Source organism: Aquabacterium lacunae (assembly GCF_004310865.1).
In the GTDB taxonomy this organism is placed as follows: Bacteria; Pseudomonadota; Gammaproteobacteria; order Burkholderiales; family Burkholderiaceae_C; genus Aquabacterium; species Aquabacterium lacunae.
The window spans coordinates 72,979-98,325 of record NZ_SIXI01000001.1; the positions used below are offsets into that span (position 1 = coordinate 72,979).

Consider the following 25,347-nt stretch of genomic DNA (forward strand, 5'->3'; position numbering starts at 1 on the left):
CCATGGACACCTTCGACACCCTGCTGCTGTCGCGCATTCAGTTTGCGCTGAACATCACCTTCCACATCCTGTTTCCCACCATCAGCATCGCGCTGGGCTGGGTGCTGCTGTTCATGCGCTGGCGCTGGCTGCGCACGGGCGACCGCGCCTGGCTGGGTGTGTGGCGCTGGTGGACCAAGGTGTTCGCCCTCACCTTCGCACTGGGCGTGGTCAGTGGCGTGACCATGAGCTTCCAGTTCGGCACCAACTGGCCGGGCTTCATGGAGCGCGCAGGCAACATCGCCGGGCCCTTGCTGGGCTACGAAGTGCTGACGGCCTTCTTCCTGGAGGCCACCTTCCTGGGCGTGATGCTGTTCGGCCACGGGCGCGTCAGCGAGCGCACCCACCTGGTGGCCAACTTCCTGGTGGCCTTCGGCACCACCATGAGCGCCTTCTGGATCCTGACCCTGAATTCGTGGATGCAGACCCCGCAAGGCCATGTCGAGATCAACGGCGTGCTGCACGCGGCCGACTGGTGGGCCATTGTGTTCAACCCCAGCTTCCCCTACCGGCTGGCGCACATGCTGCTGGCCTCGGGCCTGACCGTGGCCTTCCTGATGGCCGGGCTGGCCGCCTGGCAGCTGTGGCGTGGTCATGCCCATGCAGGCACAGCCAAGGTGTTGCGCGTGGGGGTGACCCTGGCCGCCATGCTGATCCCGCTGCAGATCGTGGCGGGCGACATGCATGGCTTGAACACGCTGAAGCACCAACCCGCCAAGATCGCGGCCATGGAGGGCGTGTTCGAGACCGAACGTGGCGCGCCCCTGCTGCTGCTGGCCTGGCCCAACGAAGCCGAAGGCCGCCACGACTGGGCCATCGGCATCCCCAAGCTGGCCAGCCTGATCCTGACCCACACACCCGACGGCGAGATCAAGGGCCTCAACGAGTTCAAGGGCGCACACCCGCCGGTCAAGCCTGTGTTTTTCGGCTTTCGCATCATGGTGGGCATGGGCGTGCTGATGCTGCTGACCTCCTGGACCGCTGTGTGGCTGCTGCGGCGCGCCCGGTGGCAGGCTGGCCAGATCAGCCAGCCCTGGCTGTGGCCCCTGCTCAGCGCCATGACCTTTTCCGGCTGGGTGGCCACGGTGGCGGGCTGGTACGTGACCGAAATCGGCCGACAGCCTTATGTGGTGCAAGGCCTGATCCGCACGGCAGACGTGGTCACCACCACGCCAGCGGCCCATGTGGCCTGGACGCTGCTGGGCTATGCCGTGGTCTATGGCGGGCTGTTGGTGGCCTACATGCGGGTGTTGCGCTACATGGCCACCAAGCCGCTCGACACCTCCGATGCGCCCGCTGCCCTGCCCGGCCAGGCGGCACTGCAAGGTCAATGAACACCATGACACTCGACACCTTCTTGCCTCTGCTGTTCTGGCTGCTGATGGGCGTGGCCATGCTGGCCTACGTGGCCCTGGACGGCTACGACCTGGGCGTGGGCATGCTGCTGCCCCTGGCTCGCACCGACACCCACAAGGACCACATGGTCGCGTCCATCGGCCCGTTCTGGGACGCCAACGAAACCTGGCTGGTGATGGGTGTGGGCCTGCTGCTGATCGCCTTCCCGAAGGCCCATGGGGTCATCCTGGGCGCCCTGTACCTGCCGGTGGCCGTGATGCTGATGGGCCTGATCTTGCGTGGCGTGGCTTTCGACTTCCGCGTCAAGGCCCAGGCCCAGCACAAGCCGCTGTGGAATTTCGCCTTCTTCGCGGGCTCGCTGATCACCTCGCTGGCCCAGGGCTGGATGCTGGGCCGCTTCGTGACCGGGCTGGCCGAAACGCCGCCAGCCTACGCGTTTTCAGCCTGGGTGATGCTGGCCTTGCCCGCCGCCTATGTGCTGCTGGGCGCCTGCTGGCTGATCCTGCGCACCGAAGGCGCGTTGCAACAGCGCGCCGTGGCCTGGGCCAAGGCAGCCTGGCCAGGCCTGGTGCTGGCCCTGGCGCTGGTGTCGGTGGCCACGCCTCTGGTGAGCGACACCGTGCGCGAACGCTGGTTCAGCATGCCCAACCTGCTGGCCCTGCTGCCCATTCCGCTGGCCACGGGTCTGGCGCTGGTGGCGTTGCGCGGCTTGCTGAATTCGCACCGCGTGGCAGGCCCCCAAGGCAAGCTGTGCTGGATGCCCATGCTGCTGGCACTGTGCGTGCTGGTGCTGGGTGGCTTCGGTCTGGCCTTCAGCCTGTACCCGTACGTGGTGCTCGACCGCTACACGATGTGGGAGGTGGCCAGCGCCACCGAATCGCTGAAGTTCATTGCGGTGGGGGCGCTGCTGGTGTTGCCCACCATCGCCGGCTACACCGTGTTCGTGTACCGCGTGTTCGGTGGCAAGACCACCGAACTGCGGTACGGCTGACCGGCCGTGCGTCAGGCCTGTGATTCGCGCCACGCCTTGGGCGTGGTGCCCTCCCAGCGCTTGAAGGCTGCCGTGAAGGCGCGGCGATCGGAAAAGCCCAGGCGCGCGCTGATGTCGTCGATCGAGACACTGCCCTGGCGCAGCCACTGACAGGCCAGGCGGTGGCGCATGCGGGCCTGCACATGCAGGTAGGTGTCGCCCTCGTCTTTCAGGCGACGCTGCAAGGTGCGGGCATGCAGGTTGAGCTTGTCGGCCATGTCTTCGATGCCCACGGCCAGCAGGTCGGGCTCACGCAGGATCAGGTCTTCGATCTCGGCGGCCACGCCCTGACGCTTGGCCTCCTTGCCCAGTCGCTGTGCAGCCAGGAAATGGGCTTGCTCGTGCAGGGCCGGGAAGGCGCCTTCCAAGGGCAGGTCGAGAATGCGGCGCTCGAACACCAGTGCATCGAACGGCGCATTGAAGGTGATCGGCCGCTCGAAGAACTGCTCGATCTGCGCCGAGAACTTGCCTGGCCCGCTGCGCAGTTCGACCCCCACAAATCCGTCGTCGGTGCCTTGCAGGTTGCGCCCGAACTTGCGGATCGACGCCATGATGCCCTCAGACACCATGTGCAACGGCAAACCAAAGACATGGATGTTCGGGATGGGCACATCAAAGCCCACCTTCACCTTGGCCAGGTCGCCCTCTTCGATCAGCTCGATGGTGATCCAGGGCAGTACCACGCGACGCGCCAGATCGGCCACTTTCAACGCATCGCGCAGCGTGGGGCTGGTGGTCAGCAGGGTTTCGAACTCCGGCAGCGACTCGAACGCGAAGGTGTCGCCCAGCACCAGCGGGAAGTAGCGGTCGGGCGACATGGCCACGCACTGCTCCAGCACGGAGATCAATTGCAACGGTGACACCCGTGCATCTTCCAGACGGATCAGGTCGATCTTGATGCCCGCCTCCTTGAACAGAGGCTGCACGTTGAACCCGCATTTGGCGGCCGCCTTGATCCAGCTGGACAGCATGAACAGCGGAATCGGCTTGATGCCCAGGGCCTCAAGCATGGCTGGTGGAATCGGTATACGCATGAAAGAAAATCGGCACACCCGAGCGGAGTGTGCCGAAGTCTAACCAACTATCCGGGCAGACGCGCCCCGAATTGTCAGTTTGTCGGGATCAACGCGCGACTGCGCCCAGCAAGGCGCGCATGTGCTCGCTGGCCTCGATGGGGTCGCGGTTCTTGTTGAAACCGGCCAGCCACTCGTCATAACCTGGCTGATCGGTCTCCTGCCAGGGGTGGAAGTCCATCCGGTAGTACGGGAAGTAAGCCTTGATCATCGGCGCCACCAGGCCACCCGGCTTGAAGGCCCACCAGAAACCCTTGACGTGCATCTTGCGGCGCTCCCACCAGCTGAAACCATCGGCCTTCAGCAGCTCGTCGCAGAAGTGGTGAATCACGATCGGGAAGATCAGGCTGGTCTCCAGCATGGCCAGGATGCGCGTGAAGTTGCCCACCTTGGCATAGTCGATCATGACGTCGTAGGCCACGCCCTTGTGCTCAACTTCCTCGATGGCGTGCCAGGCGTACATGGCCCGCACGCGGGGGTCGGCCTCCTTCAGCACATCGCGCTTGTCGAACAGCGAATGGGCGCCGATCGAGGTGAAGTGCTCCAGGCCGCAAGTGATGGCCAGGGTGTAGGCGCGGCTGCGCTTGTTGCGGTACTTGTTGAACAGCAGGTCTTCCAGCCAGCCCATCAGACGATCGACATCGATGCCCTGGGTGCGCAGGCGGTCGTTGTACTGGTTGTGCACCATGCTGTGCTGGGCTTCCTGGCGGTTGAAGCCCTTGATTTCATCCAGCAGCTTGGGGTCGGTGATCTGGTCGCGGTAATCTCGCACGCAGGTCATGAAGAACTTCTCGCCCGGCGGGAAGATCAGCGACAGGGCGTCGAACAGGCGGGTCTTGTAGGCGTCGCCACCGAACCAGTATTTGGGGATGTCGGCGTCTCCGAGATGGAAGTCCAGGCGCTCGCGCGGGACGATGGGATGGGCAGCGTGGTACTGGGTCATGGCGTGTGTCTCCAGATTGTTCTGGTGTGTGAACCTGTGGCATTCACTGTACGAAATCGTTACCCCTTCTGACAGGATGGGAAATGACACCCAGGGTTTCAGACACGACATTGGCCCCTCAGGTTGACCCTGATCAAATGCGGCACCCCAAAAGAAAAAGCCCTCCGAAGAGGGCTTTGGCGGTTGAACCCCAAAGGGCGTCAACCGTGCAACCGAAGCTGTTGACGCCGCACGGCTATCAGAGGGCCAGGGCGGTACGGGTCTGCTCGCTGGCCTTGACCGGGTCACCGCTGGCATTGAAAGCCGCCAGCCACTGCTCGTAGCCGGGCTGTTCGGTTTCCTGCCAGGGGTGGTAGCCCGGCTTGTAGTACAGCCAGTAGGCCTTGGCCATGGGTTGCAGCAGGCCACCCGGCTTGAACATCCACCAGAGGCCGCCGGCGAACAGCTTGGCACGCTGGAAGAAGTTGAACCCGTCGTGCTTGAGCAGTTCGCGATGGATCTTGAAGATGATGGCCGGGAACATGAAGGTGGCGTGGAACAGGGCCGCCACGCGCATCCAGTAACCCACCTTGGCGTAATCTTCCATCACGTCATAGGCCACACCCTTGTGCTCGACCTCTTCGATGGCGTGCCACGAATACATGGCGCGCACGCGGGGGTCCGCTTCCTTCATGACATCACGCTTGTCGAACAGCGTGTGGGCGATGATGGAAGTGAAGTGCTCGAGCGCCGAGGTCACCGCGATGTTGTACTCCTTGGAATACTTCACGCGATAGTGCTTGTTCATCAGGTCCTCAACGAACTGCGTGTGCTTGTCCACGTCAACGCCCTGGCGGCGCAGGCGGTCATTGTCCTGACGGTGCACCATGCTGTGCTGGGCTTCCTGGAGGTTGAAGTCCTTGATGTCCTGCAGCAGCTTGGGGTCGTCGATGCGGTCCTTGAAGTCACGCACGCAGTTCATGAAGTACTTCTCGCCAGGCGGGAAGATCAAGGACAGCGCGTCCCAGAAGCGCGACTTGAACGGGTCCCCCCCCATCCAGTAGGTCGGGATGTCGGGGTGGTCGAGCTGAAACTGCAGCTTCAGGCGCGGCACGATGGGGTGCACGGCTGGGGCCTTTTCGTTCGACTGGGTAGCAGACATCGGTGTCACCTCGTTATCTCTGTTGATGCATGTCAATGTATCGGTCGTCAAGCACCTGAAACAGGATCATGGGTGACAGCGAGGGATTCGTGGCCGACACCCTGGGGCAAGCCCCTGGACACCCTCGTGACAAAGGTCACACACTCAGGCACCCCAAAACAGAAACAGGCCCGAAAGGGCCTGTTCAGCAAGGGTGTCAGGGGTTCGTGCGCGTCACAGGCGCTCGGCCACCCAGGCCTGCACGCCCGCCAGGGCCTGAGGCAGCGCCGCAGCGTCGGTACCGCCGGCCATGGCCATGTCGGGCTTGCCACCACCCTTGCCACCCACCTGCTGAGCCACGAAATTCACCAGCTCGCCGGCCTTGACCTTGGCCGTGGTGTCGGCCGTCACGCCGGCGGCCAGCTGCACCTTGCCACCATCCACCGCCGCCAGCACGATGGCCGCGGTCTTGAGCTTGTTCTTGAGCTGGTCCATGGTGGTGCGCAGCGTGGCCGCATCGGCACCTTCCAGCACGGCGGCCAGCACCTTGATGCCCTTGACATCGGCAGCCTGCGCCACCAGTTCGTCGCCCTGGCTGGACGCCAGCTTGCCCTTGAGCGCGGCAATTTCCTTTTCCAGCGCACGGATCTGGTCTTGTGCTGCGGCCACGCGGGCCGGCACGTCGTGCGGAGTGGCCTTGAGCAGCGCGGCCAGGCCATTCACGGTACCTTCCAGCTTCTGGGTGTAGGCCAGTGCATCGGCACCGGTGATGGCTTCGATGCGGCGCACGCCGGCGGCCACACCACCTTCGGCCACGATCTTGAACAGGCCGATGTCACCCGTGCGCTTGACGTGGGTGCCGCCGCACAACTCCTTGCTGGAGCCGATGGTCAGCACTCGCACGGTGTCGGCGTACTTCTCGCCGAACAGCATCATGGCACCCGTCTTCTGGGCGTCTTCCAGGGCCATGACCTGGGCCGAAGCGTCGGCGTTGGCCAGCACTTCGGCATTGACCAGGGCTTCGATCTGGCGGATCTCGTCGTCGGTCACGGGCTGGCCGTGCGAGAAGTCGAAACGGGTGCGGTCGGGCGTGACCTGCGAGCCCTTTTGCTGCACATGGTCGCCCAGCACTTCGCGCAAGGCCTTGTGCATGAGGTGGGTGGCGCTGTGGTTGCGCACGGTGCGGGCGCGCAGGTCGGCATCGACCTTGGCATTGATCTTGTCGCCCACGCGGATGCCCCCTTCGACCACACGGCCATGGTGACCGAACACATCGGCCTGAATCTTCAGGGTGTCTTCCACCACGAAGCGGCTGGTGCCATTGCGCAGTTCACCGGCATCGCCGCACTGGCCGCCGCTTTCGGCGTAGAACGGGGTGTGGTCCAGCACGATCACGGCGTCGTCACCCGCATTGGCCTGCTGCACCGAGGCGCCATCGACATAGATGGCGGTCACGTTGGCCGCGTCCACCGTCAGGTGCTCGTAGCCGTGGAAGCCGGTGGCCACGCCGCTGTATTCGAGGCCAGCGGCCATCTTGAACTTGCCGGCGGCACGGGCCTGCTCACGCTGGCGAGCCATGGCGGCGTCAAAGCCGTCCTGGTCGACGGTGACGTCACGCTCGCGGCACACGTCGGCGGTCAGGTCGACCGGGAAGCCATACGTGTCGTGCAGCTTGAAGGCGGTTTCGCCATCGATGACCTTGGCACCCGTGGCCAGCGCGCCTTCCAGGATCTCCATGCCGTTGGCAATGGTCTGGAAGAAGCGTTCTTCTTCGGTCTTGAGCACCTCGGTGATGCGCTTTTCATTGGCGCGCAGCTCGGGGTAGGCCTCGCCCATCTCGGCAGTCAGGGCCGCGACCAGCTTGTGGAAGAAGGGGGTGCGGGCACCCAGCTTGTAGCCGTGGCGGATGGCGCGGCGGGTGATGCGGCGCAGCACGTAGCCCCGGCCTTCGTTGCTGGGGATCACGCCGTCGGCCACCGTGAACGAGCAGGCGCGGATGTGGTCGGCGATCACCTTCAGCGAGGGGCTGTTGGCGTCGAAGCCTTCGCCACCGGAAGCCGTGACAGCCGAGCGGGCGGCCGCCAGCAGGTTCTGAAACAGGTCGATCTCGTAGTTGCTGTGCTTGCCCTGCAGCACCGTGGCAATGCGCTCCAGGCCCATGCCGGTGTCGACCGAAGGCTTGGGCAGCGGGTGCATCACGCCGTCTTCGGTGCGGTTGAACTGCATGAAGACGTTGTTCCAGATCTCGATGTAGCGGTCGCCGTCTTCATCGGGGCTGCCCGGAGGGCCGCCAGCGATCTCGGGGCCGTGGTCGTAGAAGATCTCGGTGCAGGGGCCGCAAGGGCCGGTGTCGCCCATCATCCAGAAGTTGTCGGACATGTAGCGGCCACCCTTGTTGTCACCGATGCGCACGATGCGCTCGGCAGGCACGCCCACCACCTTGTTCCAGATCTCGTAGGCCTCGTCGTCTTCCGAGTAGACGGTGACCCACAGCTTTTCCTTGGGTAGCTTGAACTGGGTGGTCAGCAGCTCCCAGGCGTAGCTGATGGCGTCATGCTTGAAGTAATCACCGAACGAGAAGTTGCCCAGCATCTCGAAGAAGGTGTGGTGACGTGCGGTGTAGCCCACGTTGTCCAGGTCGTTGTGCTTGCCGCCCGCGCGGATGCACTTCTGCGAGGTGGTGGCGCGGCTGTAGGGGCGCTTGTCAAAGCCCAGGAACACGTCCTTGAACTGGTTCATGCCCGCGTTGGTGAACAGCAGCGTGGGGTCGTCGCCGGGCACCACCGGGCTGGAGGCGACGATGGTGTGGCCCTTGGACTGGAAGTATTCCAGGAAGGTCTTGCGGATCTCTGCTGCTTTCATGGGGCGGCTCTCGTGGATCGATTCCGTGACGTTGTTCGATGGCGTGTTCGGTGCCCTGCCCTGCTGCACTGGCCGGGTCAGACCGCGGCCGCGTTAGCAGAAGACAGCGCACAGCGTTCATGCAGGCGCATCAGGCATAACCAACAATTATAGGTTTTCGCTGCCCTATCATGGCCAGTTGAAGGGGCCTCGTTTGCCCCCGTGAGACCGACCACACCCCGAGGATGACATGACCCCGCTGAACTCGCCCCTGGCCGCCCTGCAAGACCCCACCCTGCTCAAGACCCAGGCCCTGATCAACGGGCAATGGGTGGATGCGGCCGAGCGCTTCGACGTGACCGACCCGGCCACCGGGCAGGTGCTGGCCCAGGTGCCGAACCTGGGGGCCGCCCACACCGAGCAGGCCATCGCAGCCGCCGCGCAAGCCTGGCCGACGTGGAAGGCCCTGACGGCCAAGGCACGCGCCGGCATCCTGATGAAGTGGTTCCACCTGCTGCACCAGCACGCCGACGACCTGGCCCGCATCATGACCGCCGAGCAAGGCAAACCCCTGGCCGAGGCCAAGGGTGAAGTGGCCTACGGCGCCAGCTTCATCGAGTGGTTCGCAGAAGAGTCTCGCCGCATCTATGGCGAAACCGTGCCCAGCACCGACCCCAGCAAGCGTTTTCTCGTCATCAAGCAGCCCATCGGCGTGTGTGCCGCCATCACGCCCTGGAACTTTCCGATTGCCATGATCACGCGCAAGGTGGCGCCAGCCCTGGCGGCCGGCTGCCCCGTGGTCATCAAGCCTGCCGAGGCCACCCCCCTGTCGGCCCTGGCTGTGGCCGAACTGGCCCAGCGGGCGGGCATGCCCGCCGGTGTGCTGAACATCCTCACGGCCGATGGCCAGCGCTCGATCGAGGTGGGTCAGGTGCTGTGCGGCAGCGACACGGTGCGCCACCTGTCGTTCACCGGTTCGACCGAGGTGGGCCGCATCCTGATGAAGCAGTGTGCCCCCACGGTCAAGAAGCTGTCGCTGGAGCTGGGCGGCAACGCGCCCTTCATCGTGTTCGACGACGCCGACCTGGACGCGGCCGTGGAAGGCGCCCTGATCAGCAAGTACCGCAACGCGGGCCAGACCTGCGTGTGCGCCAACCGCCTGCTGGTGCAGGACGGCGTGTACGAGGCCTTCGTGCAGAAGCTGGCCGACAAGGTGTCAGCCATGAAGGTGGGCAATGGCTTTGAAGCCGGTGTGGTGCAAGGCCCCCTGATCGACGCCGACGCCCTGGCCAAGGTGGAGGAACTGATGGCCGATGCCCTGGCCAAGGGCGCCAAGGTGCTGTGCGGGGGGCAACGCGCCACGGTGGTCGGCAGTGGCCCGTCGGCGTTCTACCAGCCCACTGTGCTGGCGAACGTGAACACCACCATGCGCATGGCACGCGAAGAAATCTTCGGGCCGGTGGCACCGGTGTTCCGCTTCCACACCGAACAGGACGCCATCGACATGGCCAACGACACCGAGTTCGGCCTGGCCAGCTACTTTTACAGCCGCGACGTGGGCCGCATTTTCCGCGTGGGCGAAGCCCTGGAATACGGCATGGTGGGCATCAACACCGGCCTGATCTCGACCTGCGAAGTGCCCTTCGGGGGCGTGAAGCAATCTGGCCTCGGCCGCGAAGGCGCACGGGCGGGCCTGGAAGACTATGTCGAGCAGAAGTACCTGTGCCTGGCCGGGCTGGACCGCTGAAAGCTGAGCCCTGAGCTCTGATCCCTGAGTGTCTGCACTCAGGGCTGAGCCGCCGTCCACTCGATGAGCGCGTCCAGGGCCGCTGCCGCCTTGGGCGCCTGAGGGTCTTGCACCACGCCGACCACCACGAAGGTGCGGCCGCCCTGCCCCTTGACGAACCCGGCCAGCGAGCGCACGTCGTTGAGGGTGCCAGTCTTCAGATGGGCGCGGCCTTTCAGCGCCGTCAGCCGGCCACTGAGCGTGCCATCTTGTCCCGCCACGGGCAGTGAGCCCACCAGCAACTGGCGGTGCGGCCCTTTCCAGGCCTTTTGCAACAACCTGGCCAGGGCGATCGGTCGGGCGCGCTCCCCCCTCGACAGGCCCGAGCCATTGTCGAGCTGCAGATCGGCCGAACCCAGCCCCCGTTGACGCGCCCAGGCCTGAAAACGCTGCCGCGCGGCGGCCATGCGTGCCGGCTGATTCGGGAAACCCGGGCTCCAGGCGAGCATCAGGTGCCGGGCCATCAGGTTGTTGCTCCACTTGTTCATGTCACGCAACCACTGGTGCAGGGGCGGTGAGGTGAACTCGTCCAGCGGGCGTGTGCCAGGGGCCCACACCGGGGGCTCCCAGCTGCGCGCCGGCTGAACGACCAGGCCATCGAGCACGCCGCCCGCATCCTTCCAGGCTGCGGCCACTGCCAGCGCGGCGAAACGGCTGCCAGGGGGCGTCGACAGGCCCAGCCGGGGCAAGGCGCACCCGGGCGCCCAGTCGCCCTCCACCACCACGCGAATGGGCCGGTCCACCTCCTCCAGGCGAATCGACAAGGGCCGCCGCAATGCACCACAGCGACCGGCCTTGCGCTGGGTCAGGTCCTGCACCACCACGCCGTCGAGCGGCGGCTGCATCTGCCAGAGCACACGGTCAGCCTGCGGCTGACCCTCCACCTGAAGCACGCCCTCGTCGACCGTGAAGGCGTCGGGCCACTGGTGATGCGGCCGATCAGACGCCGGCGTCGGCGTGCCCTCGTGGTCGCGCTCGGTCAACTGGAACAGCCCGCGCTGCAGCACGATGTGCCCCTGGATGCGCTGCAGCCCGGCGGCCTGCAGCGAGGCGAACCAGGTGCGCAACTCAGCCGAAGTCAGCCGTGGGTCTCCACCGCCCACCAGCACCAGATCACCGTGCAGCGTGCGGTCGTACAGTGCGCCCTGCGCGTACACCCGCGTGCGCCAGCGGTGTCGAGGCCCCAGCGTGTCGAGCGCCACCATGGAGGTCACCAGCTTGGCCACCGAGGCCATCGGCATGCTCTGCTGGGGGTTGTGCTGACTGATCGGCTCAGCGGCGTCTGTGGGCCAGACCACCCAGGCCACATGATCGGGCGAAACACCCAGCTGAGCAAAGCCCTCCAGCACCGGGTGCGCCTGCCCCAACCCACAGGCACCCACGGCCCAGGCCACCGCCAGGCAGCGGAACATGCGACGGAAGAAGCTCAGGCGAACGGCCATGGTGCGGGCATGAAAAAGGCCAACCGGTTGGTTGGCCTTGCATTTTGGAGCGGGTGATGGGAATCGAACCCACGTATCAAGCTTGGGAAGCTGGCGTTCTACCATTGAACTACACCCGCACACCCCGGATTGTAGGGTGCAAAAAGACCAACGGGCCCGAAGGCCCGCTGGTTCGTCGCTTTCAGGCGTCGATCAGGCAGCGGCCTTTTCAGCTTGCTGCTTGCGGCGGGCCACCAGGGCCACACCGGCCAGACCCAGACCCATCAGGGCGTAGGTCGAGGGCTCGGGCACCAGGTTGGCAGCCGTGAAAGCCTTGGTCGAGACCGGGGTGCGCTTGGTGGACGTGATGTCCATCTTCAGCGTGCCGTAGTCCAGGGCAGCCAGGGTGGTGGCGGCCGCCGAGCTCAGGTTCAGGGCCGAAGCAAAGGTGCTGGCGGCCGAAGACGTGAGCTTCAAGTTCACCAGGCTCTGATTCAGCGTCAAGGTCAGACCCGACAGCTTGGCCGTCAGCGGTGCTTGTTCCTTGAACGTGAACAGGCTCATTTTCTGGGTGTTGCCATTGATGATCACGTCACCCGAGATGGTGCCCGTGCCAGTGCCCGAGCCATACACCACGTCAAAGTTGGCCATGACAGCATTGCGGCTGCCCTTGACCAGCTGCAGGGCGGAACCCACAGCATCACCGCCTTGGGGGGTGATCTTGAACAGGCCCACCTTCAGATCGGCCGAAGTGATCGGCAGATTGAAAACGTTGGTACCTGCCGAGGTGGCGTTGCCCAGAGCACGCATGGAAATGCCATTGGCACTCAGGCTGCTGGCGGCTGTGTTGTTCAGGGTCAGCAAGGCATTGGCCTTGACACCGGCAGTGTTCAGGGTCAGCGCCTGAGCGCTGCCTGCCACCACCATGCCGGCCAGCGCAATGCTGCCGAAGGAGGCGCGAAGGAAGGTTTTGGTCACGTTGTCTACTCCACAGGTTCGTTGGAAAAGCTTCTCTCCGGGCTTCATGATGCCAACGCGCGTGTAAAAAGTCGCGAAGCCAGACCTGTCGTTTGCCCTGAGATCGAACGAGTTCCGTCTTACATTGACAGTTACCCCCCACAGTTGTGGGGTCTGGTTTTCCATAGGTACCCCGCCCGAGGGTGCCTTCGACAGGCCTTCAGGAACCGGCGACAATGCGCGCCTCGCCTTGAGTTTCCACCCCAAAGACGTCATGACAGACGACAACCAGCAAGCCGCACCTTCGAGCGAAAACGCGGCAGACGCTCCTCATCACCGCACCATCAAAAGTTTCGTGATGCGTGCAGGTCGGACCACCGAAGGCCAGGAGCGCGCATTGCGTGAACTGGGGCCGCGCTTTCTGGTGCCCTTCCGCGCCGAAGTGCTGGACACCACTGCCACATTTGGTCGGCAAGCGCCGGTGGTGCTAGAAATCGGCTTCGGCATGGGCGACGCCACGGCTCAGATCGCACAGACCCTGTCCGACACCGATTTCCTGGCTTGCGAAGTGCATGAGCCCGGTGTCGGCGCCCTGCTCAAGAAAATTGGCGAGCACGACATCACGAACATCCGCATCCTTCAGCACGACGCCGTGGAGGTGATGGAACACATGATTGCCGAAGGCAGCCTGGATGGCGTGCACATCTACTTCCCCGACCCGTGGCACAAGAAGCGCCATCACAAACGCCGACTGATCCAGCCGACGTTCGTGGACCAATTGGTGAGCCGACTCAAGCCGGGCGGATACCTGCACCTGGCCACCGACTGGGAGCCCTATGCACAGCAGATGCTGGAAGTGCTGAGCGCCAACACTGCCCTGCGCAACACCGCTGGCAGCTACGCTGACAAGCCGGCCTACCGACCGCTGACCAAATTCGAAAACCGAGGCTTGCGGCTGGGGCACGGTGTGTGGGACTTGGTGTTCCGCAAAGCCTGAGCCCTCTCCCCACGGCACGAAAAAGGCCCCTCACGGGGCCTTCGTTGTTTTTGTCGCCCTGCGCAGCAGAAGGCTGCGCAGGCCTGGGCATCACTTGCCCGGGAACTTGAAGTCCGTTTTAGCGTTCTTGACGAGGTCGTCGCGGAACTTGGCCGCACGCTCTTGTGCGCCACGCTGCATCAGCTGGCCCTTGACTTCGTCGAAGGAGGGGAACTGCGCAGCGCGCATGTCTTCCAGCTTGATGATGTGGAAGCCGAACTGCGACTTGACCGGGGTTTCGGTGAATTCACCCTTCTTGAGCTTGGTCATGGCTTCCGAGAACTCAGGCACGTAGTTGCCCGGCGTCGCCCAGTCCAGATCGCCACCGTTTTCCGCCGAGCCCGGATCCTTCGAAGCCTTCTTGGCCAGGTCTTCGAACTTGGCACCGGCCTTGAGCTGGGCCACCAGGGCCTTGGCTTCTTCTTCCTTCTCGACCAGGATGTGGCGTGCGCGGTACTCGCTCTCGCCATTGGCGGCCTTGAACTTGTCGTACTCGGCCTTGGCGTCGGCTTCGCTGGCGCCATTCTTCTTTTCGAAGTCGGCGAACATCAGCTGGATCAGCACGTTCTGGCGCACGAATTCCATCTGCTCACGGTATTCCTTGCTCTGGGCAACGCCACGGCGCTCGGCTTCCTGGGCAAAGATTTCCATCTTCACCAGTTGCTCCTTGATCTTGCCTTCGATCTCGGGCGTGATCTGCTGACCTTGCTTGGCCACCTGGGCCTTCATGGCCTCGAAGCGTGCGACGGGCACACCCTTGCCGTTGACCACGGCGATGTTCTGGGCCATGGCGGGCGCGATGGCGGCGACAGCGGCGGCCAGCACGGCAACCTGAGCGATGCGTTGGATCTTCATGGAAACGACGGTGTGGGTGATCGGAAGGGCGCCGTGAGCGCCCCTGGTTTGTCTCTGGATTGTTCTCAAAGTTCCTCGGCCTTGATGGCCAGCGCGTGGATCCCCTGGGGGATCAGATCGCGCAGGGCATCATACACAAGGCGATGCCGTTGAACAGGCTTCATTCCCGCAAAGCATGGCCCTTTGATGTGCACCGAGAAATGCTTGCCGGAACGTGCGCCAGCATGGCCGGCGTGCAGATGACTATCGTCTGAAACCTCGATGAACACGGGGGAAAGTGCCTGCTGCAAGGCGTCGCGCACCTTGTCAGCCGTGACGTTGAACGTGGGCTGTTCACTCATGCGCGCTCCTTGGCGGCCTCAGCGGCCTGCATGTGCCGACTCAGGTACAACCCTTGGGCCAGGGTGAACACCAGCATCAGGCCCATGCTGCCCCACATCTTGAAGTTGACCCAGGTGTCGGTGCTGTACTGGTAGGCGACGTACAGGTTCAGCAGGCCCATGCCCACGAAGAACGCGATCCAGGCCCAGCTCAGGCGGCGCCACACGGTGTCAGGAACCGACAGGTCGTGTGCCTGCATGGCCGCGCGCAGCACGAACTTGCCCATGACGATGTCGCTGATCAGCAGGCCGCCGGCCATCACCGCGTAGATGATGGTGGGCTTCCACTTGATGAAGGTTTCGCTGTGGAAGTACAGCGTGAGCGCGCCCAGGCCCACCACCACGACCAGGCTGATCCACAGCATCTTGTCGATGGGCTTGCGCAACAGTTTCATGACCACAACCTGCACCAGCGAAATGGCCACCACCACCAGGGTGGCAAGCATCACGGCGGCTTCGCTGGCCCCCACCACGCCACCGTTGACCATGAAGCCCAGGTGCTGGGTAAGCCACTGGGCCACCGCGTCTTTGTGGCCTTCGCCCCATTTGTAGGTGGCAAAAAATGCCACGATGGGCAGGAAATCGAGCAGCAGCTTCATGGCTAGGGTTTCGGTTCGTTCAACGCGGCTTGAAGTCTATCGCGGCGGAGTTGATGCAAAACCGCTCGCCCGTGGGTGCGGGGCCATCATCGAACACATGGCCCAGGTGCGCACCGCAGTCCTGGCAGCGCACCTCCACACGCACCATGCCATGGCTGTGGTCCATCACGCGCTCGATGATTCCGCCGCGGATGGGCTCGAAATAGCTGGGCCAGCCGCAGCCCGCGTCGAACTTGGTGCGGGCATCGAAGAGCGGCGCGCCACAACAGACGCACTGGTAAGTGCCGTCCTCGAAATGGTCCCAGAACTTGCCCGTGAAAGCCCGCTCGGTGGCCGCATGGCGTGTGACGCGGTACTGCATGTCGTCGAGTTGGGCGCGCCATTCGGCGTCGGGCTTGTGAACCTTGTAGTCGCTCATGGTGGGGGCTCCAATGGATGAAGGCCGGGATGGGCTCAGGACGAACAGGACACGGCAATGGCCGCTGCCCAGTCAGGCGGGAAATCGGCATCACGGACGCCCTCGGGGCGCTCGGTGTAGGGGTCTTGCAGCAAGGTGTGCAGGCGGTGCACTTCGCTGAAATCACCGCGCTGAGCCAGGTCAATGGCCTGCTGGGCCAGGTGGTTGCGCAAGACCACCCAGGGGTTGACAGCGTCCATGCGCGCGGCCCTGAGTGCCTGTGACTCGGCCTGCAAGGCCAGACGGGCGCTGTAGTCGTTCGCCCAGGCGTCAAAAGCGCGGCGGTCCAGGAACAGGTCGCGCACCACCGCGTTGTCGGGTGCATCGGGCGCCAGATCGGGCCGGAACTTCGACAGGCGCCGGAACGCGATGGTGAAGTCCGCCTTCTGCCCGGCCATCAGCTTGAGCCAGCGCTGTGCCAGGTCGGCATCGCCCGGCTGCACGGTGTGAAGGCCCAGCTTGGCACACCAGCGCTCGGTCATGGCTGTTTCATAGACCGCCTCGTAGTGGCGCAGGGCGTCCAGCAGGGCCAGCTGACCGTCGCTCTGGTCTTGGGCTGCATCGGGCACCAGCGCCGCCAAGGCCTGGGCCAGCGCGCCACAGTTCCAGAACCCGATGTCAGGCTGGTAACGCCAGCGATAGCGGCCCGCATGGTCGGAGTGGTTGCAGATGTGGTCGGGGTCGAAGGCGTCCATGAACCCGAACGGGCCGTAGTCGATGGTCAGCCCCAGGATCGACATATTGTCGGTGTTCATCACCCCATGGCAAAAGCCCACCGCCTGCCATTGCGCCATCAAGCGCGCCGTGGATTCGGCGGCGTACCGCAACAGGGCGAGCGGGCGTTCAGGCGACGTGCTGGCTTTTGGCAGGTGAGCCAGCGCGGGAAGGTGCTCCTCGACCACGAAATCGACCAGCGCCGCCAAGGCCGCCAGGTGACCAGGCTGCGGGTGGTGCGCCAGGTGCTCGAAGTGGCCGAAACGCACAAAACTCGGCGCCACCCGCGTGACCACCGCCGCCGTTTCCACGGTTTCACGCGCCACCCGGGTGCTGGCCCCCACCAGGCACAGGGCCCGGCTGGTCGGGATGCCCAGGGCGTGCATCGCCTCGCTGCACAGGAACTCACGGACCGATGAGCGCAGCACCGCGCGGCCATCGCCACGGCGCGAATACGGTGTCTGCCCCGCGCCTTTGAGTTGGATCTCCTGAGGCCCCTGGGGGCTGGCGACCTCACCCAGCAGCAAAGCCCGACCGTCACCGAGCTGGCCGGCCCACTGGCCGAACTGGTGGCCACTGTAAACCGTGGCGCAAGGGGCCATGCCAGGCCAGCAAGCATGCCCGGCGAACACCTCCAGCGCGTGGCGCCCTTCTGGGCCCACAGATTCCCACCAGTCGGCAGGCCACCCCAGGCTGGCCGCGGCATTCGCACTGTGCGCCACCCAATGCAGCCCCTCCAGGGGCTCGCCCCCCTGGCGGTGGATCAGCCGGGGGCCGTGCAGGGCCTGGGCCGTTTCAGCCCACTGCAGATAGCGGTTGGGCCACCGGAGGCCCTCGTGGAATTCAGACATCGTGTACCCAGTGTTGCACCCAGGATCCTGACACAGGGTGCCACCCCCTGCAGATCGAGGGCCTCTGCGGCGGGCATGTCACACAAGCTGCCCTAAGATCCGTGGTTACCAAAGAACCATGCAAAAAGGACTCTCGTGGATCAGGCGCTGTTGTTGAAATCAATGGTCATGGGCGTTGTCGAAGGCCTGACCGAGTTCCTGCCCATCTCCAGCACCGGTCACCTGATCCTGGCTGGCTCGCTGATCGACTTCGGCACCTCGCTGGGACACGAGAAGGCCAAGGTGTTCGACATCGCCATCCAGACCGGCGCCATCTTCGCGGTGGTGCTGGTGTACTGGCAGCGCATCCTGAGCACCGTCAAAGGCATCACCCATGACGCACAGGCGCAGCGCTTCGCGCTGAATGTGCTGGTGGGTTTCCTGCCGGCCGTCGTGCTGGCCCTGATCTTCGGCAAAGCCATCAAGGCCCACCTGTTCACACCCACCGTGGTGGCCACCACGTTCATCATCGGGGGCATCATCATCCTGTGGGCTGAAAAGCGCGCCAAGGCCCAGCCGGTGGCCCGCATCGAAACCATCGACGACATGGGCCCGATGGACGCGCTGAAAGTCGGCCTGCTGCAGTGCCTGGCCCTGGTGCCGGGCACCAGCCGCTCGGGCGCCAGCATCATCGGCGGCATGATGCTGGGGCTGTCGCGCAAGGCGGCCACCGAGTTCAGCTTCTTCCTGGGCATTCCCACGCTGATGGGTGCGGGTGCCTACAGCCTCTACAAGGAACGCGAGATCCTGACCCTGGCCGATGCCCCGGTGTTTCTGACCGGGCTGGTGTTCGCCTTCATCTCGGCCTGGATCTGCGTGCGCTGGCTGCTGAAGTTCGTCTCTACCCACGATTTCGTGCCCTTCGCCTGGTACCGCATCGGCTTCGGCGTGCTGGTGTTGCTGTCGGCCCACCAGGGCTGGATCGTCTGGGCTGAATGAGCGGCTTGGCGCCCAGCATGGTTCTGCCTGAGCCGCCTCTGCGGGCTCAGGCCCTGAGCTTGCTGCAGGAAACCGACCCGCAGGCCAAGGCTCAGTCGGTGCTGGCCTTGTGGCAACGGTTGAGTCAGGCAGCACAAACGGGATCAGGCGGCTGGGAAGGCGCCGGCCAATGGCGCGCTCCGGTCGCGCAAGTGCCGCTCAGCACGCTGCCGGGCCGGCCACCCCGCCCTGCCCTGGTCCCGGCCAAAGACGTGCCGACTCGCTCGCCCTTCACGCTGGAAGGCCGTGCCGCACTGCTGCATGCCATCTGCCACATCGAGTTCAACGCCATCAACCTGGCGCTGGACGCCGTGTGGCGCTTTGACGGCATGCCCGACGCGTTCTACCGAGACTGGCTGCAGGTGGCCCAGGAAGAGGCCTTGCACTTCACCCTGCTGCGCGATCACCTGCGCACACTGGGCTTCGACTATGGTGATTTCGATGCGCACAACGGCCTGTGGGCCATGTGCGAGCGCACGGCGGATGACATCGTGGCGCGCATGGCCCTGGTGCCGCGCACGCTGGAGGCCCGCGGGCTGGACGCCACACCGCCCATCCAGGCCAAGCTGACGAAAGCCGGTGACCTGCAGGCCGTGGCCATCCTCGACATCATCTTGCGCGATGAGGTGGGGCACGTGGCCATCGGCAACCGATGGTTCCACCACCTGTGCGCCACGCGCGGGCTCAACCCCACCACTGTCTACCCGCAACTGGTACAGGCCCATGAGGCCCCACGCCTGCGCCCGCCCTACAACATCGAAGCCCGCAAACGGGCGGGCTTCACCGACGACGAAATGCGCTTCCTGCTGGGCGAATCGGGCTGAACCTTGGCCCTGGCTACGGCGCTTGCTGACCCTGACACAACCGCCCATGAAAAAAGCCCCAGGCCGCGAGGCGCTGGGGCTTTGCCATTCAGGCTGAGGATTCGATCAGCTGCCGAAGGCGATGCGCTTGCCCGAACCCGGGGGGGTGCAGGTGTAGGTCACTTCCTGGCCAGCGGTGGCAGCCAGACCACGCAGGGCTGCGTCGGTGCGGCTGGTGCCGGTGCTGGTCTCGAAGTTGCCCGTGCTCACGTTGAACAGGTAGCTGCGGGCGGTACCGGCTTCCACCACGTTGGCGACCAGGTCACACTCGGTGGTGTTGCCACCCAGTTCCTTCGACACGAAAGCAGCCTTGGCACGGTTCATCAGCAGGGTCACACGCGGGCCGGCGGTGGCGGCGTTCGAAGCCGTCAGGGTCACCTGCTGGCCCACGATGGGTGCCAGGTCGCTGTCCACGGCGTGCATGTAGGCTTCCACGTCGCGGCGGGTGGCGTCCGGGTTGAACAGCGGGAAGCCCGAGTTCAGGGTCGGCGAGAACACACGCACCGTGAAGAAGTGGGCCAGGGTGTCGGCAGAGCCGTCATGCACGAAGCCGTAGCCACGCACCTGGTCACCCAGGAAGCCCGAGCCCTTGGCCGTCGAGAACGGCTGGGCCGGGGCACCGAAGCGACCCACCTTCTGGTACATGTTGCGCACGTGCGGGATCTTGAAGATCTGCGCAATGCCTTCGAACGACTGCATGCCGTTGGAACCGTACTGGCCCTTCGTGGCGTCGATGGTGTGGCAGCCATTGCAGTTGTTGTTGGGCGACAGGGTGCTGCCCAGCAGGCTGATCTTGAAGCCGTCAGACGGACGGGTGCCGAAGTAGAAATCGGAACCGCGCTTCTGAGCAGGCGTCAGCGAGTTGTCCAGGTTGCGAACCGGGTTGGGCGGGTACTGAACGTCGAGGATGAACTTCGCGAAGATGTTCATGCCTTCTTCGCTCATGTGCTCCTTGTTGCCCAGCAGGCCAGCAAAAGCACCTGCGAAGTTCTTGAACGAGATCGTGGTGTCGAACGCATCGGTGCCGAACTCGCCAGTGGCGCGGTCACCACGCCAGTGCATGGCACCCTGGTTGCGCATGCCGCGCAGCGACTGCGTGACCATCGGGCCCTTCATCGGGTGGAAGTCCTTCGGGTCGTCGCTGCCGTTGATCTTGTTCTTCACGTTGAAGATGACCTTGGCCACGGCAAACTGGGTCGGGTCGGTGAACTTGCCGGGGATGGGGCTCTTGGTGACCACATCGTCCGGGTTGCCCAGGTCCCAGGCCAGTGCATCTTCGTCACCGAAGATGTGGCAGGAGGCGCAGGCCGATTCGCCGTTGGCCGATGACAGCTTGGCGTCGTACAGGAAGGGGCGACCCGCCACGATGTGTGCGGGCTCAGGGTTCGGCAGCTTGGCAACGCCTACTTCGGCCTTGCTGCTCAGGTTGATCACCTTCACGGCATTGTCGAAACGGGTCATCACGTACATCTGACCACGGGCCTCGTCCAGCACGATGCCAGCCGGGCCACCGCCGGTGACGTCGATGTAGTTGCTGCTGGCCGTGCGGGGGTTGAAGGTGTCTGCCTCCAGCTCCGAGGTGTTGAACACGCCGATCTTGCTGGAGCCGTAGGCGGTGACATACAGCTTGCGGCCATCTTTGGTCACCGCCATGTCCATCGGGAAGGCCAGCGAATGATTCTTGGCGGTCCAGTCGAACGACGGGTTGTCAGCCAGCTTGCTGTAATCGATGTGCTTGTTCAGGTGGCGGGTGGTGACCTGGCCGTTGTTGACCACGCTGATGCGCGACAGGGCGATCTTGCCCTGCACGGTGGAACCACCGTGCTTGCCGGGGCCTTCGAAACGCACCATGTTGTTCGACTCGGTGTTCGAGACGTACAACTTGCCGGTGGTCGGGTTGACGGCCATGTTGAACAGGGTGGTGCCCAGGCCCGAGAAGAAGCTCTTTTCGGTCAGCGCGTTGGCATCGACGGCGAACACGTCCTTGTCAGGCAGCGTGTACATCACGGCCTTGGTCCAGTCGCGACCCTTCTCGTCCAGCCACTTCTTGCTGGCCTTGTCGTACTTCACCAGCAGGCCGGCCTTGGGTGCGGGCTTGCCTTCGGCATTGGTCTGCGGGCCCAGACGGCCGCCAGGCACCGTGGTTTCCTTGATGGTGCAAGGCTTGTTCAGCTCGAAGCTGTCACACACCAGCTCTTCGTTGACCGAAGTGGTCTGGTTGCCCGACTTGAAGGCCGCCACGTACACCGTGTTCTTGTCGGGGCTCACGGCCAGGGCGCGCGGCGTGTCCGAGAAGAAGTTCATGATCTTCAGCGGCAGACCACCCAGCTGGTTGCCCAGGTTGGCCGGGTCGAACACCCAGACGTCGCTGCGGCCCACACCGGCGGTGGTCAGCTTCGGGTCGCCCGCGCCAGGCACACCGGCGATCGAGGCGTCGGTCAGGTGCTGGCCACGGTGTGCCGTGGTGATGAAAGCCCGTGCGGGGCTGCCGGCGAACACGATGTCACGCGGCTCGTCACCCACCAGCAGGGTGCGCACCACGCGGGGGGTGCCGCTGAGGCTGACCACGCTCACGCTGTCGGACAGGTGGTTGACCACCCACACTTCGTTGTCGTTGCGCAGGGCCACGGCCACGGGCTCCATGCCCACCGGCACGCGCGACTCCAGCTGCAGGCCGGTCGACGTGATGCGGAAAATTTCCAGCGTGTTGTTGGGCGTATTGACCGCGAACAGGCGGGTGCCGTCGGCCGACTGGGCCAGAGGACGCACCTGCCCCGTTTCAAAGGCAATGAAATTGGGCTTGGTCTGGGCCTGGGCGCCCACCGATGCGCCCAAGGCCACGGCCATGGCCGTGAGCTGAAGCGTCTGGCGCGCGACCTTCAGGGCCGACCAGCGGCGCTTGGAGGGTGCAGTGTGAACAGTCATGTGTGTCTCCTGGACGGGAAGATCTGTGTCTGGCATCTGGCTTTCTGATCAGTCAGTTGCTTGAACACTATGTTCACGGTGCTGTTTCTGTGCGTAAACCGCGCCAACCCCCTGCCGGCTGTCATGCGCGGACGCCCACCCCCGTGTTCACGGGGGAAGAAATGACAAGGCTTGTTCAGGTCGGTTCAGGGTAAGTCCCCGAGAACTTCAGGCAGCGCACAACCGGCTGCAGGTGCCTCAGGCCCTGGGGTGATGCGCCGAATGCAGTTGCCTCAAACGCTCGCGGGCCACGTGGGTGTACACCTGGGTGGTCGAGATGTCGGCATGGCCGAGCAGCATCTGCACCACGCGCAGGTCTGCGCCGTGGTTGAGCAGGTGCGTGGCGAAGGCATGCCGCAAGGTGTGCGGCGACAGGTGCTGCGTGATGCCGGCCACCACACTGTATTTGCGAATGAGTTTCCAGAACATCTGTCGGCTCATGCCCTCGGCGCGGGCCGTGACGAACAGCGCATCGCTGCTTTGCCCGCCCAGGATGGCGGGCCGCGCTGTGGCAGCGTAGCGGGTGATCCAGTCGGCGGCTTCGGCGCCGAAGGGCACCAGGCGCTCTTTGCTGCCTTTGCCGGTCACGCGCACCACCCCATCGGCCAAAGACAGGTGCACAGCCTTGAGATCGACCAGTTCGCTCACGCGCAGGCCACTGGCGTACATCAGCTCGATCATGGCCTTGTCACGCAGGCCAATGGGCTCGTTCACATCGGGTGCGTCCAGCAAGGCTTCCACCTGTGCCTCGGTCAGGGTCGAAGGCATGCGCACGGGCTGGCGCGGCGCGTCGAGCTTGACGGTGGGATCGTGCGCCATCAGGTGTTCGCGGATGGCCCACCGGTAAAAGCGCTTGAAGGTGCTCAGGCGCCGGCTGGCCGAACTGGCCTTGGTGCGGGCATGCTGGGCCGCGATGTAGGCCAGCAAGTCGTGCTCGTGCAGGGCGATCAGGGTGGGTGCATTCGGCGCAGCGCCCACCTGCTGACGACACCAGTCGATCAGGCCCTGCAGGTCACGCCGGTAGGCGGCCAGGGTGTTGGCACTCAGGCCGTCTTCCAGCCACAAGGCATCGATGAAGCGATCCAGTTCAGGATCCACCACGCAGCAGGCCTTCCTTCATGCGCTTGTCGACCGGGCGCTCGCCAATGTAGATCTTCAAAATGGTGCGATAGAAGTCTTCACCCTCCACCAGAGGCCCCACCACGCGCTCGTTGTGACGCAACTGTGCGCCTTTGCCCGGCAGCCAGTCAAGATCGACCACGTCGCCCACCTTGAGTGTGCCCAGGCTGTCGATGGCCTGGTTGAAGAGGCTCACGCGCTCGGCCAGCTGGGCCTGGGCACGCTCGTTTTCGTTCTTGGCCACGCCGCGGCGCACCGCCTTCGACAACTCGGCGGCCGGGGCTTCCAGCATGATCTTCATGCGCAAACGTTTGGGGCCCGGCATGGCCATGGCCTGTGCCGCATCACGCGTGGGGGCCGGCAGGTACAAACCGGCCACGAAGGCCTTGACCCAGGCCACGCCGCGCAAGCCCAGCCCGTTGAGGCGCAAGGTGCGGTCGGCAACCTGCTGGGTGTCGTCAAACTGCTGGCCTTCCAGCCTGGCGGCCTGGGCCTCTCCCACATCGGGCAGGCCCACCACGCCAAAGGCGCCAGACACCACGGCCAGCGCGGCCACCACACACAAGCCACGGCCAGCCTGGGCGCAGCCCTTGGCCCACAGGCGAACGGTGTTGAACATGGGCACAGTCTTTCCTTGCTTCACACACAGTGGAACAACGTGTGGGCGAGCCCCATGGACGACAAGAGAGGGTTTGCCCGAGCCGACTTCACAAAAAACCACCAACGGGCTGGCAAGCGTGCTCAGAAGGCCCCAAACGCTCAGGCCGGGTCCAGCAGGTCGCGCAGCGGGTGAGCGTGCGCGGGCCACGGGGGCTCGAAATAGGCCTGCACCTGCTCGGACGTGACGTCGTCCAGGGTGGCGGGCTGCCAGCGGGGCTGGTGGTCCTTGTCCACCGCCAGGGCGCGCACGCCCTCCACGGTTTCGCCCGCGGCCCCCTTGCGCACAGCGAAGCACTGCCGCACCAGGTTGCGCTCCAGACGGAACACTTCGGCCAGCGGCAAGGCACGGGCCTCACGGATCTGCCTCAGCGTCACGGCCATCATCAAGGGAGAGTTGCCCGCCAGGTGCGCCAGGGTCGCCTGGGCCCAGTCGCTGCCGTCGCCTTGCAGGCTGTGCACGATGTCCGCCACGCTGGGCAGGCCGAAGTGGCGGTCGATGGCAGCCTGGTGCAGGCTGAACTGCGGGGCAGGTTCGACCCCGTCGGCGGCCAGCGCGCGTGCACGCGCCACAGCCTCATCGCCAGAAGTCACCGGGCGGGCCTGCAGGCCTTGCAGCCAGACCTGACGGGCCTCGGCCGGCACACGCACATCGGCCAGGCCCCAGTGCAAGGCGTCGTCCACACCAAAGGCCTGCCCCACCACACCCAGGTACTCGCCCGTGGCCCCCTGCAAACGCGAGAGAAAGTAGCCGCCGGCCACATCGGGGAACAGCCCGATGCGGGTTTCAGGCATGGCCATCTTGATGCCGTCGGTGGCCACGCGCAGGGTGGCGCCCTGCGCCAGGCCCATGCCGCCGCCCATGACGATGCCCTCCAGCCAGGCGATCAGCGGCTTGGGGTACACATGGATCACGTGGTCCAGCGCGTACTCTTCGGTGAAGAAATCGTCCAGGGTCAGGTCGGCGGTGATGGCCGCCTCGTGCATGAACCGGATGTCACCGCCCGCGCAGAAATGCCGAGCGGCCGAGGTGCCGTCGGGCAGCGTGCGGGCCGAGCCTTGCAGCATCACGGCGTGCACCCGGGCATCGTGCCGCCAGGCCTCCAGCACATCGCGCAGCTCGCGCACCATGGCCAGGTTCAGCGCGTTGAGCGCCTTCGGGCGGTTCAGGGTGATCACCCCCACCCCCCCCACGATCTCGGTCAGCACCAGGCCCTGCATCGACACTCCTCAGGCAAAAACGGACACCCCGAAAGGAACAAGGGCCGC

Annotated in this window: 21 protein-coding genes and 1 tRNA gene; 6 read left to right on the forward strand and 16 right to left on the reverse strand. The window is 64.8% G+C overall.

All coding sequences use genetic code 11. The features are described from left to right. Positions 1–2: 2 nt before the first annotated feature. Positions 3–1,373 (forward strand): cytochrome ubiquinol oxidase subunit I, encoded by a 1,371-nt coding sequence (locus tag EYS42_RS00355; RefSeq protein WP_130965893.1) that lies wholly within the window; start codon positions 3–5, stop codon positions 1,371–1,373. A gap of 5 nt (positions 1,374–1,378) precedes the next feature. Continuing rightward, complete coding sequence (locus EYS42_RS00360; RefSeq protein ID WP_130965894.1) at positions 1,379–2,386, forward strand: cytochrome d ubiquinol oxidase subunit II; 1,008 nt, start codon at positions 1,379–1,381, stop codon at positions 2,384–2,386. Between the two features lie 11 nt (positions 2,387–2,397). Here EYS42_RS00360 and EYS42_RS00365 read toward each other — a convergent pair whose 3' ends face one another. The 4 genes from EYS42_RS00365 to alaS all read right to left on the reverse strand — a co-directional run bounded on the left by EYS42_RS00365 (position 2,398) and on the right by alaS (position 8,423). Then, complete coding sequence (locus EYS42_RS00365) at positions 2,398–3,435, reverse strand: AraC family transcriptional regulator (protein WP_165456585.1); 1,038 nt, start codon at positions 3,433–3,435, stop codon at positions 2,398–2,400. A gap of 112 nt (positions 3,436–3,547) precedes the next feature. Further along, a complete protein-coding gene (locus tag EYS42_RS00370) occupies positions 3,548–4,441 on the reverse strand; it encodes a metal-dependent hydrolase (RefSeq protein WP_165456586.1) in 894 nt (297 codons plus the stop codon). 238 nt (positions 4,442–4,679) lie between these two features. Then, a complete protein-coding gene (locus EYS42_RS00375) occupies positions 4,680–5,582 on the reverse strand; it encodes a metal-dependent hydrolase (RefSeq protein ID WP_130965897.1) in 903 nt (300 codons plus the stop codon). Between the two features lie 213 nt (positions 5,583–5,795). Then, entirely contained in the window at positions 5,796–8,423 is a 2,628-nt protein-coding gene (gene alaS, locus EYS42_RS00380) for an alanine--tRNA ligase (protein WP_130965898.1), read from the reverse strand. 229 nt (positions 8,424–8,652) lie between these two features. Here alaS and EYS42_RS00385 point away from each other — a divergent pair, with 229 nt between their 5' ends. After that, a complete protein-coding gene (locus EYS42_RS00385; protein WP_130965899.1) occupies positions 8,653–10,149 on the forward strand; it encodes an NAD-dependent succinate-semialdehyde dehydrogenase in 1,497 nt (498 codons plus the stop codon). A 38-nt stretch (positions 10,150–10,187) separates the two neighbouring features. Here the strand turns inward: EYS42_RS00385 and dacB are convergent, their stop codons facing one another. The 3 genes from dacB to EYS42_RS00400 form a co-directional block, all read right to left on the reverse strand. Continuing rightward, positions 10,188–11,630: a D-alanyl-D-alanine carboxypeptidase/D-alanyl-D-alanine endopeptidase gene (gene dacB, locus EYS42_RS00390; protein WP_130965900.1), complete on the reverse strand. Its 1,443-nt coding sequence runs from the start codon at positions 11,628–11,630 to the stop codon at positions 10,188–10,190. A 45-nt stretch (positions 11,631–11,675) separates the two neighbouring features. Then, positions 11,676–11,749, reverse strand: a tRNA-Gly gene (locus EYS42_RS00395). 73 nt (positions 11,750–11,822) lie between these two features. Then, the gene (locus tag EYS42_RS00400; RefSeq protein WP_165456587.1) at positions 11,823–12,587 is read right to left on the reverse strand and encodes a PEP-CTERM sorting domain-containing protein; all 765 of its coding nucleotides are present in this window, start codon (positions 12,585–12,587) and stop codon (positions 11,823–11,825) included. 253 nt (positions 12,588–12,840) lie between these two features. On the opposite strand from EYS42_RS00400, the gene trmB reads away from it, so the two are divergent. Next, entirely contained in the window at positions 12,841–13,563 is a 723-nt protein-coding gene (gene trmB, locus EYS42_RS00405; protein ID WP_130965902.1) for a tRNA (guanosine(46)-N7)-methyltransferase TrmB, read from the forward strand. A gap of 90 nt (positions 13,564–13,653) precedes the next feature. On the opposite strand, the gene EYS42_RS00410 is transcribed toward trmB, so the two are convergent. The 5 genes from EYS42_RS00410 to EYS42_RS00430 form a co-directional block, all read right to left on the reverse strand. Further along, complete coding sequence (locus EYS42_RS00410) at positions 13,654–14,457, reverse strand: peptidylprolyl isomerase (RefSeq protein WP_130965903.1); 804 nt, start codon at positions 14,455–14,457, stop codon at positions 13,654–13,656. A gap of 65 nt (positions 14,458–14,522) precedes the next feature. Then, entirely contained in the window at positions 14,523–14,798 is a 276-nt protein-coding gene (locus EYS42_RS00415) for a BolA family protein (protein ID WP_130965904.1), read from the reverse strand. Further along, positions 14,795–15,436 (reverse strand): septation protein A, encoded by a 642-nt coding sequence (locus EYS42_RS00420; protein WP_130965905.1) that lies wholly within the window; start codon positions 15,434–15,436, stop codon positions 14,795–14,797. Before EYS42_RS00420 ends, EYS42_RS00415 begins: the two co-directional genes overlap by 4 nt. Positions 15,437–15,455: 19 nt before the next feature. Continuing rightward, positions 15,456–15,854 (reverse strand): peptide-methionine (R)-S-oxide reductase MsrB, encoded by a 399-nt coding sequence (gene msrB, locus EYS42_RS00425; RefSeq protein WP_130965906.1) that lies wholly within the window; start codon positions 15,852–15,854, stop codon positions 15,456–15,458. 35 nt (positions 15,855–15,889) lie between these two features. Then, positions 15,890–17,458 (reverse strand): protein adenylyltransferase SelO, encoded by a 1,569-nt coding sequence (locus EYS42_RS00430; RefSeq protein ID WP_130965907.1) that lies wholly within the window; start codon positions 17,456–17,458, stop codon positions 15,890–15,892. Positions 17,459–17,593: 135 nt separating this feature from the next. On the opposite strand from EYS42_RS00430, the gene EYS42_RS00435 reads away from it, so the two are divergent. After that, positions 17,594–18,436, forward strand: coding sequence for an undecaprenyl-diphosphate phosphatase (locus EYS42_RS00435; protein ID WP_130965908.1), 843 nt, complete (start codon positions 17,594–17,596; stop codon positions 18,434–18,436). Between the two features lie 17 nt (positions 18,437–18,453). Further along, positions 18,454–19,299 carry a ferritin-like domain-containing protein gene (locus tag EYS42_RS00440; RefSeq protein WP_342635506.1) on the forward strand — a complete coding sequence of 282 codons (846 nt, stop codon included), beginning with the start codon at positions 18,454–18,456 and terminating at the stop codon, positions 19,297–19,299. 105 nt (positions 19,300–19,404) lie between these two features. Here EYS42_RS00440 and EYS42_RS00445 read toward each other — a convergent pair whose 3' ends face one another. From EYS42_RS00445 to EYS42_RS00460, 4 genes are all read right to left on the reverse strand, one after another. Further along, on the reverse strand, positions 19,405–22,263 hold the full coding sequence (locus EYS42_RS00445) for a YncE family protein (RefSeq protein WP_207301077.1): 2,859 nt from the start codon (positions 22,261–22,263) through the stop codon (positions 19,405–19,407). 237 nt (positions 22,264–22,500) lie between these two features. Further along, entirely contained in the window at positions 22,501–23,403 is a 903-nt protein-coding gene (xerD, locus tag EYS42_RS00450) for a site-specific tyrosine recombinase XerD (RefSeq protein WP_130965910.1), read from the reverse strand. Then, a complete protein-coding gene (locus EYS42_RS00455; protein WP_130965911.1) occupies positions 23,390–24,040 on the reverse strand; it encodes a chalcone isomerase family protein in 651 nt (216 codons plus the stop codon). The genes xerD and EYS42_RS00455 overlap by 14 nt, the downstream gene beginning before the upstream one ends. A gap of 140 nt (positions 24,041–24,180) precedes the next feature. Then, positions 24,181–25,299, reverse strand: coding sequence for an enoyl-CoA hydratase/isomerase family protein (locus EYS42_RS00460; protein ID WP_130965912.1), 1,119 nt, complete (start codon positions 25,297–25,299; stop codon positions 24,181–24,183). Positions 25,300–25,347: the final 48 nt, after the last annotated feature.

What these genes read in the sequence shown, in the direction of transcription:
- dacB (WP_130965900.1), bottom strand. Translation starts at nt 11,630, where the DNA reads ATGGCCGTTCGCCTGAGCTTCTTCCGTCGCATGTTCCGCTGCCTGGCG.
- alaS (WP_130965898.1), bottom strand. Translation starts at nt 8,423, where the DNA reads ATGAAAGCAGCAGAGATCCGCAAGACCTTCCTGGAATACTTCCAGTCC.
- EYS42_RS00355 (WP_130965893.1), top strand. Translation starts at nt 3, where the DNA reads ATGGACACCTTCGACACCCTGCTGCTGTCGCGCATTCAGTTTGCGCTG.
- EYS42_RS00415 (WP_130965904.1), bottom strand. Translation starts at nt 14,798, where the DNA reads ATGAGTGAACAGCCCACGTTCAACGTCACGGCTGACAAGGTGCGCGAC.
- msrB (WP_130965906.1), bottom strand. Translation starts at nt 15,854, where the DNA reads ATGAGCGACTACAAGGTTCACAAGCCCGACGCCGAATGGCGCGCCCAA.
- EYS42_RS00430 (WP_130965907.1), bottom strand. Translation starts at nt 17,458, where the DNA reads ATGTCTGAATTCCACGAGGGCCTCCGGTGGCCCAACCGCTATCTGCAG.
- EYS42_RS00365 (WP_165456585.1), bottom strand. Translation starts at nt 3,435, where the DNA reads ATGCTTGAGGCCCTGGGCATCAAGCCGATTCCGCTGTTCATGCTGTCC.
- EYS42_RS00440 (WP_342635506.1), top strand. Translation starts at nt 18,454, where the DNA reads ATGGTTCTGCCTGAGCCGCCTCTGCGGGCTCAGGCCCTGAGCTTGCTG.
- EYS42_RS00460 (WP_130965912.1), bottom strand. Translation starts at nt 25,299, where the DNA reads ATGCAGGGCCTGGTGCTGACCGAGATCGTGGGGGGGGTGGGGGTGATC.
- EYS42_RS00370 (WP_165456586.1), bottom strand. Translation starts at nt 4,441, where the DNA reads ATGACCCAGTACCACGCTGCCCATCCCATCGTCCCGCGCGAGCGCCTG.
- EYS42_RS00410 (WP_130965903.1), bottom strand. Translation starts at nt 14,457, where the DNA reads ATGAAGATCCAACGCATCGCTCAGGTTGCCGTGCTGGCCGCCGCTGTC.
- EYS42_RS00375 (WP_130965897.1), bottom strand. Translation starts at nt 5,582, where the DNA reads ATGTCTGCTACCCAGTCGAACGAAAAGGCCCCAGCCGTGCACCCCATC.
- EYS42_RS00455 (WP_130965911.1), bottom strand. Translation starts at nt 24,040, where the DNA reads ATGTTCAACACCGTTCGCCTGTGGGCCAAGGGCTGCGCCCAGGCTGGC.
- EYS42_RS00385 (WP_130965899.1), top strand. Translation starts at nt 8,653, where the DNA reads ATGACCCCGCTGAACTCGCCCCTGGCCGCCCTGCAAGACCCCACCCTG.
- EYS42_RS00360 (WP_130965894.1), top strand. Translation starts at nt 1,379, where the DNA reads ATGACACTCGACACCTTCTTGCCTCTGCTGTTCTGGCTGCTGATGGGC.
- EYS42_RS00420 (WP_130965905.1), bottom strand. Translation starts at nt 15,436, where the DNA reads ATGAAGCTGCTGCTCGATTTCCTGCCCATCGTGGCATTTTTTGCCACC.
- trmB (WP_130965902.1), top strand. Translation starts at nt 12,841, where the DNA reads ATGACAGACGACAACCAGCAAGCCGCACCTTCGAGCGAAAACGCGGCA.
- EYS42_RS00445 (WP_207301077.1), bottom strand. Translation starts at nt 22,263, where the DNA reads ATGACTGTTCACACTGCACCCTCCAAGCGCCGCTGGTCGGCCCTGAAG.